Origin of the sequence: Oceaniserpentilla sp. 4NH20-0058 (assembly GCF_040371755.1) — a bacterium.
Classification (GTDB): domain Bacteria; phylum Pseudomonadota; class Gammaproteobacteria; order Pseudomonadales; family Oceanobacteraceae; genus Bermanella.
The window spans coordinates 424,974-440,811 of the sequence record NZ_BAABWE010000002.1; the positions used below are offsets into that span (position 1 = coordinate 424,974).

22 protein-coding genes are annotated in these 15,838 nt (G+C 44.7%); 4 read left to right on the forward strand and 18 right to left on the reverse strand.

Annotated elements, in window-relative coordinates:
- Nucleotides 1-7: 7 nt before the first annotated feature.
- From rpsH to rpsJ, 16 genes are all read right to left on the reverse strand, one after another.
- The gene (gene rpsH / locus ABWV45_RS05130; protein ID WP_353349347.1) at nt 8-400 is read right to left on the reverse strand and encodes a 30S ribosomal protein S8; all 393 of its coding nucleotides are present in this window, start codon (nt 398-400) and stop codon (nt 8-10) included.
- A 66-nt stretch (nt 401-466) separates the two neighbouring features.
- Nucleotides 467-772 carry a 30S ribosomal protein S14 gene (rpsN, locus tag ABWV45_RS05135; protein WP_353349349.1) on the reverse strand — a complete coding sequence of 102 codons (306 nt, stop codon included), beginning with the start codon at nt 770-772 and terminating at the stop codon, nt 467-469.
- An 11-nt stretch (nt 773-783) separates the two neighbouring features.
- On the reverse strand, nt 784-1,323 hold the full coding sequence (gene rplE / locus ABWV45_RS05140; protein WP_353349351.1) for a 50S ribosomal protein L5: 540 nt from the start codon (nt 1,321-1,323) through the stop codon (nt 784-786).
- A gap of 10 nt (nt 1,324-1,333) precedes the next feature.
- Nucleotides 1,334-1,651 (reverse strand): 50S ribosomal protein L24, encoded by a 318-nt coding sequence (rplX, locus tag ABWV45_RS05145; protein WP_353349353.1) that lies wholly within the window; start codon nt 1,649-1,651, stop codon nt 1,334-1,336.
- A gap of 10 nt (nt 1,652-1,661) precedes the next feature.
- On the reverse strand, nt 1,662-2,030 hold the full coding sequence (gene rplN, locus ABWV45_RS05150) for a 50S ribosomal protein L14 (protein ID WP_353349355.1): 369 nt from the start codon (nt 2,028-2,030) through the stop codon (nt 1,662-1,664).
- Between the two features lie 30 nt (nt 2,031-2,060).
- Nucleotides 2,061-2,321 (reverse strand): 30S ribosomal protein S17, encoded by a 261-nt coding sequence (gene rpsQ / locus ABWV45_RS05155; protein ID WP_353349357.1) that lies wholly within the window; start codon nt 2,319-2,321, stop codon nt 2,061-2,063.
- Between the two features lie 2 nt (nt 2,322-2,323).
- Nucleotides 2,324-2,515, reverse strand: a complete 192-nt coding sequence (rpmC, locus tag ABWV45_RS05160) for a 50S ribosomal protein L29 (RefSeq protein ID WP_353349359.1) — start codon at nt 2,513-2,515, stop codon at nt 2,324-2,326.
- Complete coding sequence (gene rplP, locus ABWV45_RS05165; RefSeq protein ID WP_353349361.1) at nt 2,515-2,925, reverse strand: 50S ribosomal protein L16; 411 nt, start codon at nt 2,923-2,925, stop codon at nt 2,515-2,517. Before rplP ends, rpmC begins: the two co-directional genes overlap by 1 nt.
- 14 nt (nt 2,926-2,939) lie before the next feature.
- Nucleotides 2,940-3,632: a 30S ribosomal protein S3 gene (gene rpsC, locus ABWV45_RS05170; RefSeq protein WP_353349363.1), complete on the reverse strand. Its 693-nt coding sequence runs from the start codon at nt 3,630-3,632 to the stop codon at nt 2,940-2,942.
- Nucleotides 3,633-3,635: 3 nt separating this feature from the next.
- On the reverse strand, nt 3,636-3,968 hold the full coding sequence (gene rplV / locus ABWV45_RS05175; protein ID WP_353349364.1) for a 50S ribosomal protein L22: 333 nt from the start codon (nt 3,966-3,968) through the stop codon (nt 3,636-3,638).
- Nucleotides 3,969-3,973: 5 nt separating this feature from the next.
- The gene (gene rpsS / locus ABWV45_RS05180) at nt 3,974-4,249 is read right to left on the reverse strand and encodes a 30S ribosomal protein S19 (RefSeq protein WP_353349365.1); all 276 of its coding nucleotides are present in this window, start codon (nt 4,247-4,249) and stop codon (nt 3,974-3,976) included.
- A gap of 17 nt (nt 4,250-4,266) precedes the next feature.
- Nucleotides 4,267-5,091 carry a 50S ribosomal protein L2 gene (rplB, locus tag ABWV45_RS05185; protein ID WP_353349367.1) on the reverse strand — a complete coding sequence of 275 codons (825 nt, stop codon included), beginning with the start codon at nt 5,089-5,091 and terminating at the stop codon, nt 4,267-4,269.
- Between the two features lie 14 nt (nt 5,092-5,105).
- On the reverse strand, nt 5,106-5,399 hold the full coding sequence (gene rplW / locus ABWV45_RS05190) for a 50S ribosomal protein L23 (RefSeq protein ID WP_353349369.1): 294 nt from the start codon (nt 5,397-5,399) through the stop codon (nt 5,106-5,108).
- Nucleotides 5,396-5,998 carry a 50S ribosomal protein L4 gene (rplD, locus tag ABWV45_RS05195; RefSeq protein WP_353349371.1) on the reverse strand — a complete coding sequence of 201 codons (603 nt, stop codon included), beginning with the start codon at nt 5,996-5,998 and terminating at the stop codon, nt 5,396-5,398. The genes rplW and rplD overlap by 4 nt, the downstream gene beginning before the upstream one ends.
- 11 nt (nt 5,999-6,009) lie before the next feature.
- Complete coding sequence (gene rplC / locus ABWV45_RS05200; protein WP_353349373.1) at nt 6,010-6,648, reverse strand: 50S ribosomal protein L3; 639 nt, start codon at nt 6,646-6,648, stop codon at nt 6,010-6,012.
- 101 nt (nt 6,649-6,749) lie between these two features.
- A complete protein-coding gene (rpsJ, locus tag ABWV45_RS05205) occupies nt 6,750-7,061 on the reverse strand; it encodes a 30S ribosomal protein S10 (protein WP_353349375.1) in 312 nt (103 codons plus the stop codon).
- A gap of 383 nt (nt 7,062-7,444) precedes the next feature.
- Between rpsJ and ABWV45_RS05210 the strand changes: the two genes are divergently transcribed.
- Together ABWV45_RS05210 and ABWV45_RS05215 are read left to right on the forward strand one after the other, a co-directional pair.
- On the forward strand, nt 7,445-7,681 hold the full coding sequence (locus ABWV45_RS05210; protein ID WP_353349377.1) for a DUF4266 domain-containing protein: 237 nt from the start codon (nt 7,445-7,447) through the stop codon (nt 7,679-7,681).
- Entirely contained in the window at nt 7,668-8,909 is a 1,242-nt protein-coding gene (locus ABWV45_RS05215) for a DUF3570 domain-containing protein (protein ID WP_353349379.1), read from the forward strand. The genes ABWV45_RS05210 and ABWV45_RS05215 overlap by 14 nt, the downstream gene beginning before the upstream one ends.
- A 142-nt stretch (nt 8,910-9,051) precedes the next feature.
- Here ABWV45_RS05215 and ABWV45_RS05220 read toward each other — a convergent pair whose 3' ends face one another.
- Together ABWV45_RS05220 and ABWV45_RS05225 are read right to left on the reverse strand one after the other, a co-directional pair.
- Complete coding sequence (locus ABWV45_RS05220; protein ID WP_353349381.1) at nt 9,052-10,587, reverse strand: DUF1501 domain-containing protein; 1,536 nt, start codon at nt 10,585-10,587, stop codon at nt 9,052-9,054.
- Between the two features lie 10 nt (nt 10,588-10,597).
- Complete coding sequence (locus ABWV45_RS05225; RefSeq protein ID WP_353349383.1) at nt 10,598-12,361, reverse strand: hypothetical protein; 1,764 nt, start codon at nt 12,359-12,361, stop codon at nt 10,598-10,600.
- 165 nt (nt 12,362-12,526) lie between these two features.
- Between ABWV45_RS05225 and ABWV45_RS05230 the strand changes: the two genes are divergently transcribed.
- Complete coding sequence (locus tag ABWV45_RS05230) at nt 12,527-13,369, forward strand: FAD:protein FMN transferase (protein WP_353349385.1); 843 nt, start codon at nt 12,527-12,529, stop codon at nt 13,367-13,369.
- Between the two features lie 251 nt (nt 13,370-13,620).
- Nucleotides 13,621-15,711 (forward strand): elongation factor G, encoded by a 2,091-nt coding sequence (fusA, locus tag ABWV45_RS05235; RefSeq protein WP_353349387.1) that lies wholly within the window; start codon nt 13,621-13,623, stop codon nt 15,709-15,711.
- The last annotated feature ends 127 nt before the right edge of the window (nt 15,712-15,838 follow it).

The window sequence follows — 15,838 nt, forward strand, 5'->3', positions numbered from 1 at the left end:
ACTCCTCTTAGAATACCGTACAAATCACTTCACCACCGATACCAGCAGCACGAGCTGCACGATCAGTCATGATACCTTTAGAAGTAGAAATAATTGCGATGCCTAGGCCCGCTTCTACTTTAGGTAGATCAGTTGTCGCCTTGTAAGTACGAAGACCTGGGCGAGAAACACGTTTGATGCTCTCAATTACAGGCTTACCTTCGTAGTACTTAAGGTCGATGTTTAATGTTGGTTTAACGTCTCCGTCAACCTTAAAATCTGCAATGTAACCTTCGCTCTTTAGAACTTCAGCTACAGACGCCTTCACTTTGGAAGAAGGCATTGCAACAGTGGCTTTACCAGCGCCCTGCGCATTGCGAATACGAGTGATCATATCCGCCAAAGTATCTTGCATACTCATGCTTTAACCTCTCTGTTGTGCAGCGACCCAATTGCCCGGCCGATGAGCCGAGCTAATGGGGAATGCTTACCAACTGGCCTTTTTAAGACCTGGGATGTTGCCCATCATTCCTTGCTCGCGAATCATGATGCGAGAAAGTTTGAATTTACGGTACACGCCATGTGGGCGGCCCGTTAATTGACAACGGTTTTGTAAGCGGCTCTTAGAAGAGTCACGTGGCAATTTTTGTAGCGCCATTTGCGCATTCCATACATCTTCTTCAGAAGATTCATGGTTTTTAATAATTGCCAGTAACGCTTCACGCTTCTCAGCGTATTTAGCCACTAATTTTTCGCGCTTCAGCTCGCGCTGTTTCATCGAAACTTTAGCCATAGTCCTACTCCTTAGTTACGGAACGGGAAGTTCAGTGCACGAAGTAGAGCACGGCCTTCATCGTTAGTACGCGCAGTAGTGGTCACAGTGATGTCAAGACCACGAACTTTATCCACTTTATCGTATTCGATTTCAGGGAAAATGATCTGCTCTTTAACACCCATGCTGTAGTTACCACGACCGTCGAACGATTTACCGTTCAGGCCACGGAAGTCACGTACACGCGGAAGGGCGATATCTACCAAACGGTCCATGAAATCCCACATGCGATCTGCACGTAGAGTCACTTTACAACCGATTGGCCAGCCTTCACGAACTTTAAAGCCTGCTACTGATTTGCGTGCTTTAGTTACAACTACTTTTTGACCAGATAGTTGTTCTAAATCTGCAACAGCAGCGTCAACTTGTTTCTTATCACCGATGCCTTCACCAACACCCATGTTTAGGGTAATTTTGGTTACTTTTGGCACTTCCATGATGTTTTGGTAGCCAAATTCTTCTTGCAGCTTGGCTACCACTTCGCTTTTGTATAAATCTTTTAAACGAGACATAGTGGCACCCTTATGCGTCAACTTGTTCGCCAGTGGATTTGAATACACGAACTTTTTGTCCGCCATCAATCACTGAGAAACCAACACGATCTGCTTTACCAGACTTAGGATTAAAGATCGCAACGTTAGAAGCTTGAATACCCGCTTCTTTTTCAACGATGCCACCTGGTTGACCTAGGTATGGGTTTGGCTTTTGGTGTTTCTTAATCATGTTAACACCGGCAACGATCAAACGACCGTCAGGTAGAACGCGGTTAACTTTTCCGCGCTTACCTTTGTCTTTACCGGCGATTACAATTACTTCATCTTCACGACGAATCTTTTTCATAACACGCCTCCTACAGTACTTCAGGAGCTAATGACACGATCTTCATGTACTTTTCAGTACGAAGTTCACGAGTCACAGGTCCGAATATACGAGTACCGACTGGTGCTTGGCTGGCATTCAATAAAACAGCAGCGTTACCATCGAAACGAATCAAAGATCCGTCTTGACGACGTACGCCCGCTTTAGTGCGAACAACAACAGCATCTAACACTTGACCTTTTTTAACTTTACCGCGTGGAATTGCTTCCTTAACAGTAACTTTAATTAGATCACCCACACGCGCGTAACGACGATGAGATCCGCCCAGTACTTTAATACACATTACGCGCTTTGCGCCGCTGTTATCAGCAACGTCTAGCATTGTTTGTGTCTGAATCATGGTCTATAGCTCCAATTATCTTCTCTGGGCCTACACCTTGGTTGCACGTTCGTCAACGCTTACCAATGTCCAAGTTTTGGACTTTGATAGCGGACGACATTCGCGTACAGAAACAGTATCACCGATGGTGCATTCGTTCTGTTCGTCATGCGCGTGCAGCTTAGTGGAGCGTTTAACAAACTTACCGTAGATTGGGTGCTTAACGCGACGCTCAATCAAAACAGTAATGGTTTTGTCCATTTTGTCGCTAACGACCTTACCTTGAAGTGTACGTACAATCGCTTCAGCCATAATCATTCACCTGCTTTCTGGTTGATGATGGTTTTAACGCGCGCAATATCGCGACGCACTTCTTTTAGCAAATGGGTTTGACCTAGTTGGCCAGTCGCCTTTTGCATGCGGTATTTAAATTGGTCCGCTAACAAGCCTTTTAACTCAACGTTGAGTTCGTCGGCAGATTTTTCACGTAAGTCTTGTGCGTTCATCACATCACCGTCCGCGTTACAAATGTAGTTGAAACGGGTAGCTTGGCTGCAGCAAGTGAGAAGGCTTCACGGGCTAGTTCTTCACTAACACCTTCCATCTCATATAGGACACGACCTGGCTGAATCTGGCATACCCAGTATTCAACGTTACCCTTACCTTTACCCTGACGAACCTCTAGAGGCTTGCTGGTAATCGGCTTGTCAGGGAAGATACGAATCCAGATTTTACCACCACGTTTGATCTTACGGTTCATGGCACGACGAGCCGCTTCGATCTGACGAGCAGTGATGCGTCCACGACCAGTTGCTTTAAGGCCATATTCGCCAAAGCTAACTTTAGATCCTTTCGCAAGACCGCGGTTACGGCCTTTCATCATCTTACGGAATTTTGTGCGTTTAGGTTGTAACATCTTCTACGCTCCCCTTACTTCGCTTGGCGTTGCTTTTTAGCACCGCCACTTTTAGCGCGGGCACGAACTTCATCGATACCACCTAGGATTTCGCCTTTGAAGATCCACACTTTGATGCCAATAACACCGTAAGTTGTGTGTGCTTCATAAGTAGCGTAATCGATATCAGCACGTAGAGTATGCAAAGGTACACGACCTTCACGATACCATTCTGCACGTGCGATTTCTGCACCGCCTAAACGACCACTCACCTGGATCTTGATACCTTCAGCACCACCGCGCATAGCGTTTTGTACTGCACGCTTCATGGCACGACGGAACATCACGCGACGCTCTAATTGGCTAGCCACTGACTGACCAACTAATTTTGCATCTAGATCCGGCTTGCGAATTTCTTCGATGTTCAGGTGAACGGGCACGCCCATCATTGCTGATACGTCTTGACGCAACTTATCAACATCTTCACCTTTTTTACCAATCACGATACCTGGACGGGCAGTGTGAATGGTGATTTTCGCAGTTTGAGCTGGACGCTCAATTACCACTTTACTTACTGATGCTTTCTCAAGACGCTTCTCAATTGTAGAGCGCACTTGGATGTCAGTTAGTAACTGATCTGCGTATTTATCTTTGCCTGCATACCAAACAGAGTTGTGATCTTTGGTAATGCCCAGGCGTATACCTGTTGGATGTACTTTCTGACCCATGACCTAGACCTCTGCTACCTTAACGGTGATATGACATGTACGCTTTAGGATGCGATCTGCGCGTCCCTTCGCACGAGGGCGAATACGTTTCATAGTCATAGCTTCGTCAACAAAGATTGTTGAAACTTTCAGCTCGTCAACGTCAGCACCATCGTTGTGCTCAGCGTTAGCAATTGCAGACTCAAGAACTTTCTTGATTAACTCTGCACCCTTTTTAGGGCTGAAAGACAAAATGTTTAAAGCGTCTGCTACAGATTTGCCGCGAATTTGATCGGCGACCAATCGGCCTTTCTGAGCAGATAAACGAGCGCTTTTTAATTTAGCGACTGTTTCCATCTCAATTACCTCTTGGCCTTTTTATCTGCAACATGACCTTTGTAAGTACGAGTACCGGCGAATTCGCCTAACTTGTGACCTACCATTTCTTCGCTTACTAACACAGGAACGTGTTGACGTCCGTTGTGTACAGCGATGGTCAATCCAACAAACTCTGGGAAAATAGTAGAGCGGCGAGACCAAGTTTTAATTGGCTTGCGGTCACCTTTTTCTAGAGCGGTCTCAACTTTCGCCATCAAATGATGATCAACGAAAGGACCTTTTTTCAATGAACGTGGCATCTAATTCACCCTATCCGTTATTTAGAACGACGACGGACAATCATATTGTCTGTACGCTTATTCTTACGAGTTTTATAACCCTTAGTTGGAACGCCCCAAGGTGTTACAGGATGACGGCCACCAGAAGTACGACCTTCACCACCACCATGTGGGTGATCAACCGGGTTCATCGCTACACCACGGACAGTTGGGCGAACACCACGCCAGCGCTTAGCACCAGCTTTACCTAGTTGACGTAGGCTGTGCTCAGAGTTACTTACTTCGCCTAAAGTAGCGCGACAATCAGCAAGTATCTTACGCATCTCACCAGAGCGTAAACGTAGAGTAACGTATGCACCTTCTTTGGCGATCAACTGAGCAGAAGTACCAGCAGAACGGGCCATTTGGCCGCCTTTACCTGGCTTAAGCTCGATGTTGTGAATCACGCTACCAAGAGGCATGTTGCGCACTGCCATAGTGCTACCTACTTTGATTGGCGCGGTTTCACCAGAAATAATCTGATCACCAGCGTTTAGGCCTTTAGGGGCCAAAATATAACGACGCTCACCATCGGCATAACAAACAAGTGCGATATTTGCACTACGGTTTGGATCATATTCCAGACGTTCTACTTTGGCTGGGATACCATCTTTGTTACGCTTGAAGTCAACGATACGGTAAAGCTGTTTATGACCACCGCCAACGTGACGAGTGGTAATGCGACCGTTGTTATTACGACCACCAGACTTACCTTGTTTCTCTGTCAATGCAGAGTGCGGACGACCTTTGTGAAGATCTGCGTTAACAACCTTAACAACGTGACGGCGTCCGGCAGAAGTTGGCTTGGTTTTTACTAATGCCATCTTAACTACTCCTATTACTCGACGTCAGCGAAGTCAATGTCATGGCCATCGGCTAGACGAACATATGCTTTACGCACGTCGTTACGTTTACCCATGCCACGCGCTGTACGCTTGGTTTTACCTTTAAGGTTAAGCACTTGTACGTTACGAACTTTAACTTCGAACAATTGCTCAACCGCCGCTTTAATTTCTGGCTTGGTTGCATCAGGTGCTACGCGGAAAACGAATTGACCGTCATCAGCTGCTACTGTTGCTTTCTCAGAGATGTGAGGCCCAAGTAGAACTTTATAGATACGCTCTTGGTTCATCCTAACATCTCCTCTACTTTCTTAAGTGCCGATACAGTTACAAGCACTTTTTCGAAAGAAACCAGGCTAACAGGATCTACTGAACCCGCTTCAGATACTGCAACGTGTGGTACGTTACGAGAAGCTAGGTATAGGTTCTTATCGATCTCTTGATCAACAATAAGAACGTTAGCTAGATCCAGTCCAGCCAATTTCGCAGTGAAACCTTTAGTTTTGTGGTCAGCTACTTCGAAGCTGTCTACAACTACTAAACGATCCTGACGAACAAGCTCAGACCAAATAGCCTGCATCGCTGCGCGATACATCTTTTTGTTAAGTTTTTGATCGTAGTCACGTGGACGAGCAGCGAATGTTACGCCACCTGAACGCCAGATTGGACCACGAGAAGTACCAGCACGAGCACGGCCAGTACCTTTTTGACGCCATGGCTTAGCACCACCACCGCTCACATCAGAACGGCTCTTTTGTGCTTTAGAACCTTGACGTGCGCCAGCTAGGTACGCTGTTACCAACTGATGAACTAATGACTCGTTATAATCACGAGCAAACGCTGCATCAGAAACGCTAACAGTGGAACCACCTTGAACATTGATATCCATTGTCACTCCCCTTATCCGCGAGCTTTAATCGCTGGCTTAATGATCAATTGACCACCAGTCGCACCTGGAAGCGCGCCTTTAACCAGAATTAAGTTGCTTTCCGCGTCTACACGAACAATCTCAAGGTTTTGAGTTGTTACGCGCTCAGCGCCCATGTGGCCTGCCATCTTTTTGCCTTTCCAAACACGACCAGGTGTTTGACATTGGCCGATAGAACCAGGTGCACGGTGTGATAAGGAGTTACCGTGAGTAGCGTCTTGCATGGAGAAATTCCAGCGTTTAACACCACCTTGGAAACCTTTACCTTTAGATTGGCCTGTTACATCAACAATCTGACCCGCTTCAAAGCGAGCAACTGTTAATTCATCACCAACATTTAATTCCGCTACTTCATCAGTACGAAATTCTAACAATGCGTCACCTGCAGTTACGTTTGCTTTTGCAAAGTGACCAGCAGCAGCTTTAGACACGCGAGATGCCTTCTTGCTACCTGCAGTAACTTGCACAGCGTTGTAGCCGTCAGTTTCTGTGGTTTTAACCTGAGATACACGGTTAGGTGTAACTTCGATTACAGTAACTGGTACAGATGCGCCGTCTTCAGTAAATACGCGAGTCATACCCGCTTTTTTACCTACTAATCCAAGTGCCATTTTAATACCTCTTGTGTACGGGGCTGAATACCCACTATGGCCGCCCAAAAAGCGTTACACTAGAAAAAAGTTCTAGCTCCGTTTATTAAAGTTTTTTCGAATTAACCTAGGCTAATTTGAACTTCAACACCCGCAGCAAGATCCAATTTCATAAGCGCGTCTACAGTCTTTTCTGTAGGCTCAACAATGTCGAGCATGCGCTTGTGTGTACGAATCTCATATTGGTCACGCGCGTCTTTGTTGACGTGCGGTGAAATCAATATAGTTAAACGCTCTTTACGTGTGGGCAGCGGTATAGGACCACGAACCTGTGCTCCAGTACGCTTAGCCGTTTCCACGATTTCTTGCGTAGACTGGTCGATCAGGCGATGGTCAAAGGCCTTCAGCCGAATACGAATTTTCTGGTTTTGCATAACCAAGAACTCCGATAATGAAACATAAATTCCGCTTACCCCTTTTTAAAGGGACGCGAATTGTAATCGTGTATGGTCAACCTGTCAAGAAATAACCACCCCTCAAAACCCAGTTATTTCGGGGGCTGCAAAGCGATACGCTGAAAATTTGATCAGGCAGGATTTTCACTATATTCCGATTAGAAATTAAGCACTTAGATCCAATAAGCCTCACTTTTGATCACACCTTAAAATACAATATCCTGCCCCCACTGCTTAAAACTCACACAACCATCAGTGAGTTTTTCTAAATATAAGGCAACTTCCTTAGATTTTGGTACGCACCTCAAATTTTCACACTATGACTACTGATATAGTTGGCTCATTGAAACTGAGGTCTCACTATGCGTAAAAGTTTGTGCTTACTGTGTGTATTGGCGGGTATTCAAGGCTGTAGCTTCCTTGATCCCATGTTTAAGTCCGAAGAGGTCAAACCTTGGCAAAAAGGCATTCTGGCTAAAAAGCAGATGTCCCTACAGGGAGATCCCATCGATAACTATGTGGATGAACACATTTATTTTTCTACCGAAGGGTCCACCGGTGGTAAGAGTGTAGGAGGCGGCGGCTGTGGCTGTAACTAATAAAATCAAACAAAAATTGGCTTTAGCTGCAGGTGCTCTTTTAGGCGAACAAGCAACAGGGGCCGAAGCTACTGAAAACATTGAGCTCTACAATAGCTGGAATGTGGATGTTGGCTATCTTTTTTACCAAGAGAGTGACTACATAACAGTTGATACATTTATGGCGATGATTGACGGTAATTTAAGCGATAAAGACACCGTCAAACTAGGCGTGGTATTCGATACCCTTACCGGCTCGACACCTACCGGAGCTCTACCAGGTAATGGTTCTGTTACTGTTACTGGAGTATCCGGTGGTGGCGGCTTTAGCGCTGGCAGCGCAGGGGGCACTGTACCATTTGACGATACTCGCCTCGCCATTAACGGCACTTGGGGTCACGAGTGGCAACGCTTAATTCGCAGTAACGTAAGTACCTATGTGTCTGTTGAAGGTGACTATACAGCGGTTGGTGGCGGTATCGGCATTGAAAAAGACAGCGAAGATAAAGCATATACCTTTAGCGCTGCAATTGGTGCGTCGGTTGATAAAGTTAGCCAAAGTAACGAGCAGACCCCTGTTCCTCTTTCTGAGCTAGATGATCAACTGTATGTGGGCACAGGCAGTAAAAACACCTATGACTTCTTACTTGGTGTTACCAAGGTCATTAACCAACGTACCGCTGCCATGTTAAATTTCAGCTATAGTACTTCCCTTGGCTATCACACTGACCCGTATAAAATCATTAGTGTCGCCGACGAGCAAGACAGTGAGTTCACCACGTTGTTTGAGAAACGTCCCGATGAACGCCAGCGTTTTGCGCTATACAGTAAATTAGTGCATGAACTGCCCAGCAGTGGAAATCACTTTAATATTAGTTATCGCTACTACCAAGATAGCTGGGATTTGAATTCCCATACGGTTGAGTCCAGCTACAGCTTTGAGTTAAACAACAAATCACTACTTGAACCATTTGGACGAATTTACCAGCAACAAGCCGCTGATTTTTATCAACGCACCATTTTGAGCGCAGATGGCAACTTGTCAAACCTGCCTGAATTTGTGTCTTCTGACCCGAGGCTCGGAGAAATGTTAAGCATTACTGCCGGTTTAAAGTATCAATACAAAACCAGCTCCGCCAACTCCATTGATTTTAGGCTTGCTTATATTAGCCGTCAGTTCACTGATGCTGTGATAGAGGAACGTGATGCGATCTTTTTCACCATTGCTCTAGGTAAAGGATTTGATTAACCATAAACAAGGTCATGTATGACTCACATCCTACCCATGCAAGTGGGTAGGATTTTTTTTGCCACAACAATTAACACCCACCCCAAACAAAAAAGCCCTATTCAGTTTCCATGAATAGGGCTCTTTGGGGTTTACTCAAGCATTAAGTGATAGATGGCAATTTATCTGAAAAGGTCTCAAAACCATCAAGATTCATAGGGTCTGCCGTTAAAATTGGCGAGTTTGTAGCCCCGAAATATTGATAAATAGAAGATGCAACCGACATTGGCTCCCATGTAGGATCCTGCGCACTTACCACTGGCACTGTGTATTGGTTGTTGGTTTTGCTGGTGCCCTCACGACGAGTTACCCCCACCACCTGGCCAAGCTTAGCAGCCTCGTTAGCAGGGCGTACACTAGCCCCTCCAAAGGTATATAGGTTCTGGTTGTTTGCGTGATCCCAACCACCCGAACCATTTAAGTTTACCAAACGGCCGAAATCACCAAATACATTAATGATAATATTGCCAGTGTCTGTACGAGTATTCCCTCCAATGGTTTCAGAAACACCCTCTGCCGCCTTAATATGAGACATGGCCACTTTTATAGCTTCCATCAAATCATTCATGCGATTGGCATAACGGTCTATACCATTATTGTGATCATCCCACCCACCCAAACCCGGTGTACCCACTGCCATATACAAGGTTTCTGGGTTATGAATAGCAAGAGTCACAGCTGCCTCTAGCTGGCGTGCAAAGCTAGTGTTTGGATAAGTAATCCCCAAAGAGGTAGCACTGCCTGTTGTATCATCAAGCAAGGCATCTAAATCAGCCATTTTAGATTCTAATTCTGCGCGCTTTTCAAAGCCATCCCAAGCTGAAGAGTACTGAGTACGATTGCTTTCGATGGCTTGCAATCGAGAGGTCACTAAACTTTGAATAAAGTCCTCTGAATCACCACTATACCGCCCCAAATTACGGCTGTATGGATTATTGAAACTGCTATCCATTGTCAACCCACGAAATTGCAATGGAATGGTATTTTCTGGGTCTAACGCATAAGTCTGGGTATCCCCTTCAAACGAGACAAACGGCAGTGTTAACTCTTCAATATTGGTAATTGTTGTACCATCACCCAAGCTTGCGATACCTTCATAACTAGACTTATTTTGAAGCAACATTAAAGCTAAACGAGAGCCAATACCGGGGGAGTTTTCGATATCAAGCGTACCCTTATGTGACATAAAAATACTGTCACGGTGAGAGCGAGTCGCATTCACTTGCTTGAAAATAGTTCGGTACACCGTCATATCATTTGCAGCGAGCATATCTTCCATGTGAGTACCACCAGCTTCTTTCCAAAAGCTATTGGTAGTTATTTGACCATCCTGAAAACGATTGCGATTATTTGGGTCATTATCGGTAGCAGCTTGCAAAATGGTTTCTCGAAATGCGTTGCCATCTGAATAATCATTTTGTGAATGCATATTAATATCCGCAATGTTCGATAAATTACCCGCTAATTCCGATGCACCACCATACATAAAAATATTAATCACCTGAGGCATTACTGCTGGCGCTGTCACACTCACATTGGAATAAATAGGGCTTGCGGCATAAGCCTTTTGCGCCAAACCAGACATGCTTAAACCGACCGGCAGCGCAGAAGTCATTTTCAAAAAATCACGACGTTTCATTGTTTTTCTCCTACTGCACAGCGCGGTAATAATAAAATTCAGGTAACCGGGAAATGTAATCCAGTATCATTTGTGCGTAATCATCCGCCCAATATTCATATAGCTCATCATCACCGCCGCCCGAGCGCCTTAGTGATAACTCATCAACACCTGATTCGTTCTCATAATATCTTAGGTAATCACGGACCTCGCCCTCAGCAATCAGCGCGGTTGTTTCTTCAGCGGTAGCCCTGCGACCCATAGCGGTCAAAAAGTTAAAATCAATAAACTCCTCAGGTGACAAGCTTTCCATCTCAGGCTTTAAGTTTTCAGTACCGGTTACATAAAATGCACCATCTACGATTTCAATGGTTGGCTCTCTTGGAGGCGTTTCCTCAGTAAAGTCTTCTGTTTCTGGAAAGTATCTTCCATCGTATGCCCGTGTATTAAGAAGTACCGACTCACGAATGGCTTTATGGTAAGCAGCAAAACTTAATACATCCATAGGTAAAAATGGGGTGCGACCGATTTTATAATCCATGGCCGCCCAGCCCATATTATGAAGGCCAATTAAGTTTCCATTATTAGATGAATCATAAACTCTATCTAATATCGCACGATCTAATGGATACGAATTAGCACGAGAGTTGTAATGCATAGCGTGCAAAAAGTTAAAGGCATTTTCTTCAAAAGTTTTAGGCCGTGTACTTTCCAATAAGAATGCTTTGGAATACATAATCGCTAAAAACACATCTTGGAAGGTTTCAGGGTTAGTGGCCACAATGGCTTCTACCACTTCAAGTTTTTCTTCAACAGACATACCATCTAAGAAGTAATTGGTAATGACTTCTACCATACGAGGCACCAACAACGGATGACCTGCAACGATATCGTATAAATCTTCACAACTGGTTATATACTGGTCAAACACTTTTACAGGTTCCTTAATGCCATTTTGTGTATTGTCTTTTAGTAACTGATAGTCGGCATTGTTATCGGTTAAGTACCACTCACTGCAAGCCTTACCGCCATTGATGGTGTTTTGCTGTTCTTCCTCTGTGTCATTAAATACACCTAAATACAGTTCAAACATTTCAAGAGCATGATTTTCCGGCGAGCGTGATACTCGCCAGCGGCTTAGATTATGCAACCAACCTCTCACTGTTTCACGCATACTTGCATCATTGCTTAATTGCGTTGAAAGGTAACCTAGAACGCGGTCAACATCTTGATTATTGGTGCTGTCCATTTCACGGGCTGGTGAAAACATAATTGTGTTCGCCAGAAAAAAACTCATCCATTGCTCCATTTGATTTTTACTTAATGGATAAGCCTGATTACGCGCCATGAAAATTTGGTGAGGCTCGTTATTATCAATATTAGTAAATCGCGCAGGGGTGGATTCATCTACATCTTCTGTTTCAATATTGTCATCTAAACCAAATATATCTTGCTCAACACTGATGATTTGTTCATCCGTCATTCTAGTATTAAGAGCCGTTTGAGTACTCTCAATAAAATTTGTATATTGGATGACTGGCTCTTCAAGGCCCTGAGTCAAATCGAAAAACTCATCAACCGGCACACCTCGATACATGGTTGACAATAATTTATTGGCCACCATAAATTGATTTTCAGCCGACAAAGCATCAAATTCGCTTTGTGATAATGAAAAATCATAGGCAAGCGTCTTATCGCCTCCAGACGCACTGCCTTCTGGTTCACTGGGTTTACATGCTACGATAGAGCAGCATACAAACAAGCCAATAAGTGGCCGAAAAAATGGATTTGCCATGATATTACCTGCTAGTCTGGCCCGATTAAATATGGCCATTATCATGCAGAAATATCCAAGATATGACTGTGACTAAACACTCAAACCTAGCACTAATTAACCAGAAAATTATTTGGAATATGAACGTTGTCAAATATACGCTTTAGTTTTAATAAAAGTACATCGTTGCATCAAGTTCAATTCCAAGCCATGGCTAGCCCCTGTCAGGTACTAATTGAAGCTCCTGAATATTATGCTGCAAACGCTCCGCTGCAGCTCGTTGCCAATGAAGCTTGGCGAATCGAACAGAAATTCAGTCGATATCGCGATGATAATTTGCTGTACAAAATCAACCATCACGAAACGTGCACCATGGATGAAGAATTCATGTCTCTGATGAATTTTGCTGACCAATGCTTTCATATTAGCGACGGCCTATTTGATGTTACTTCAGGTGCCTTACGCCGAGTTTGGAACTTCAAAACTATGAAACGCCCACCGGAACAAAGTAAAATCAATGAGATTCTTCCTTTTATTGGCTGGGAGAAAGTAATACGTACAGAGACCTCCATATCGCTACCTAAAGGTATGGAGATTGATCTAGGAGGGATAGGCAAAGAATACGCTGTGGATAAATGCTGGCAAATTATGAAAACTCACTGCCCTTGGCCTTTTTTGATTAACTTCGGTGGGGATTTACGCGTCAGCGGCCCAAGAGCCAACAACAAGCCTTGGCGCACAGGGATCGAGAACGCCGATACTACTAACCCAACCGCCTACATCGATATTCGATCTGGCGCCATCACCACTAGCGGTACTACGATTCAGTATTTTGAATTCCAAGGTAAACGTTATGGACACATTCTTAACCCAAAAACAGGCTGGCCAGTGGAAAACCCGCCTAGATCTATTTCCATCGCCGCCGGAACATGTATTGAAGCAGGCATTCTATCAACACTTGCCATGCTGCAAGGAGATCAAGCAAAATCATTTTTAGAAACTCAAGGGGGCACATTCTGGTTGCAATAGTCGATTAATGCCAACCAAGAGGTTTACCCCCATAAGCTCCCTCTTGATGAATAACACGCCGATTTTTTTCACCCTGAAATATGCTAAGATGCGCCTCCAAAATCACTCACCGAGTGCAGATTTCAGGATATTTTGAGCTATTTTACAAAATTTCGCCTATAAAAAGGTAATCCTGCTATTTTTTTGTTCAATATCGTCGCCAAAGCCATTAAACTCTGCGGCGATTTTTACCCTGCAATGTCGAGCAAGTTATGTCAGACCTATCAAAATACAGAAATATTGGTATTTTCGCCCACGTAGATGCGGGCAAGACTACCACTACCGAGCGTATCCTTAAGCTTACTGGTAAAATCCATAAGACTGGTGAGGTTCACGATGGTGAATCTACGACTGACTTCATGGAACAAGAAGCTGAGCGCGGTATTACCATTCAATCAGCAGCTATCACTACCTTCTGGAAAGATCACCGCATGAACGTGATCGATACTCCTGGGCACGTTGACTTCACCGTTGAAGTATATCGTTCTCTTAAAGTGCTAGATGGCGGCATCGGTGTATTCTGTGGTTCTGGCGGTGTTGAGCCTCAATCAGAAACTAACTGGCGTTATGCCGATGAGTCGGGCGTTTCCCGTATCATCTTCGTAAACAAACTTGACCGTTTGGGTGCAGACTTCTTCCGTGTTGTTGATCAAGTAGAAAACGTACTAGCAGCTAAGCCATTAATCATGGTTCTTCCAATTGGCCGTGAAGATGACTTCGTGGGTGTGGTTGACCTACTAACCCGTAAAGCATACGTTTGGGATGACTCAGGTCAGCCTGAAAACTATGAAATCCAAGACATCCCTGCCGACATGGTTGAAGATGCTGAAATGTACCGTGAACAGCTAATTGAAACCGCTGTTGAGCAAGACGACGATTTAATGATGGCGTACATGGAAGGCGAAGAGCCATCTATGGAAGACATCAAGCGTTGCATCCGTAAAGGTACTCGTGATCTTGCATTCTTCCCTACTTACTGTGGTTCAGCGTTCAAAAACAAAGGCATCCAACTTATCCTCGATGCCGTAGTTGATTACCTACCAAGCCCAACTGACGTAATTCCTCAGCCTCTAACTGATGAAGTAGGTGAACCAACTGGTGATTCTGCAATCGTTTCTGTAGACGAGCCTTTCCGCGCCCTTGCATTTAAAATCATGGATGACCGTTTTGGTGCCCTGACTTTCGTGCGTATTTACTCTGGTAAATTAAATAAAGGCGACACTATCCTTAACTCGTTCACCGGTAAAACTGAGCGTGTTGGCCGTATGTGTGAAATGGAAGCCGATGAGCGTAAAGAACTTGATTCTGCACAAGCCGGTGACATCATCGCGATTGTGGGCATGAAGAACGTTCAAACTGGTCACACACTATGTGATCCTAAACATGAATGTACCCTTGAAGCCATGGTATTCCCTGAGCCTGTAATCTCTATCGCCGTTACACCTAAAGACAAGGGTGGCGCTGAGAAAATGGGTATCGCAATCGGTAAAATGGTTGCAGAAGATCCTACATTCCTTGTTCATACTGATGAAGACAGTGGCCAAACCATCCTTCGTGGTATGGGCGAGCTACACCTAGACATTAAAGTAGACATCCTTAAGCGTACCTTCGGTGTTGATCTAATTGTTGGTGAACCACAAGTTGCTTACCGCGAAACCATCACCAAAGAAGTTGAAGATACCTACACCCACAAGAAACAGTCTGGTGGTTCTGGTCAATTTGGTAAGATCGATTACCGCATCAAACCTGGTGAACAGAATTCTGGCTTTACTTTCTCCTCAACTGTTGTGGGCGGTAACGTACCTAAAGAATTCTTCCCTGCCATTGAAAAAGGCTTCAAAGGCATGATGCAAACGGGTGTTCTAGCTGGCTTCCCAGTATTAGACGTTGAAATTGAACTGTTTGACGGTGGCTTCCACGCGGTTGACTCCTCTGCGGTTGCGTTCGAATTAGCAGCACGTGGTGCTTTCCGTCAGTCTATTCCTAAAGCAGGCGCTCAACTTCTTGAGCCTGTGATGAAGGTTGACGTGTTCACACCTGAAGATCACGTTGGTGATGTTATCGGTGACCTTAACCGTCGTCGCGGTATGATCTCTGGTCAAGAAGCTGCAGGTTCTGGTGTACGTATTAAAGCAGACGTTCCACTATCTGAAATGTTTGGTTACATCGGACACCTACGTACTATGACCTCTGGTCGCGGTCAATTCTCAATGGAATTCTCTCATTACTCTGCATGCCCTGCATCAGTATCTGAGAAAGTCATTGCTGAAGAAAAAGAACGCCAAGCAGAAAAAGCTAAGTAATTTATTGCAAAGTTATAGCTTGATAGAAAAGGTCACTTCGGTGGCCTTTTTTTATACCGGAAAAACGCTGAACGCTGAACGCTGAACGCTGAACGCTGAACGCTGAACGCTGAACGCTGAACGCTGA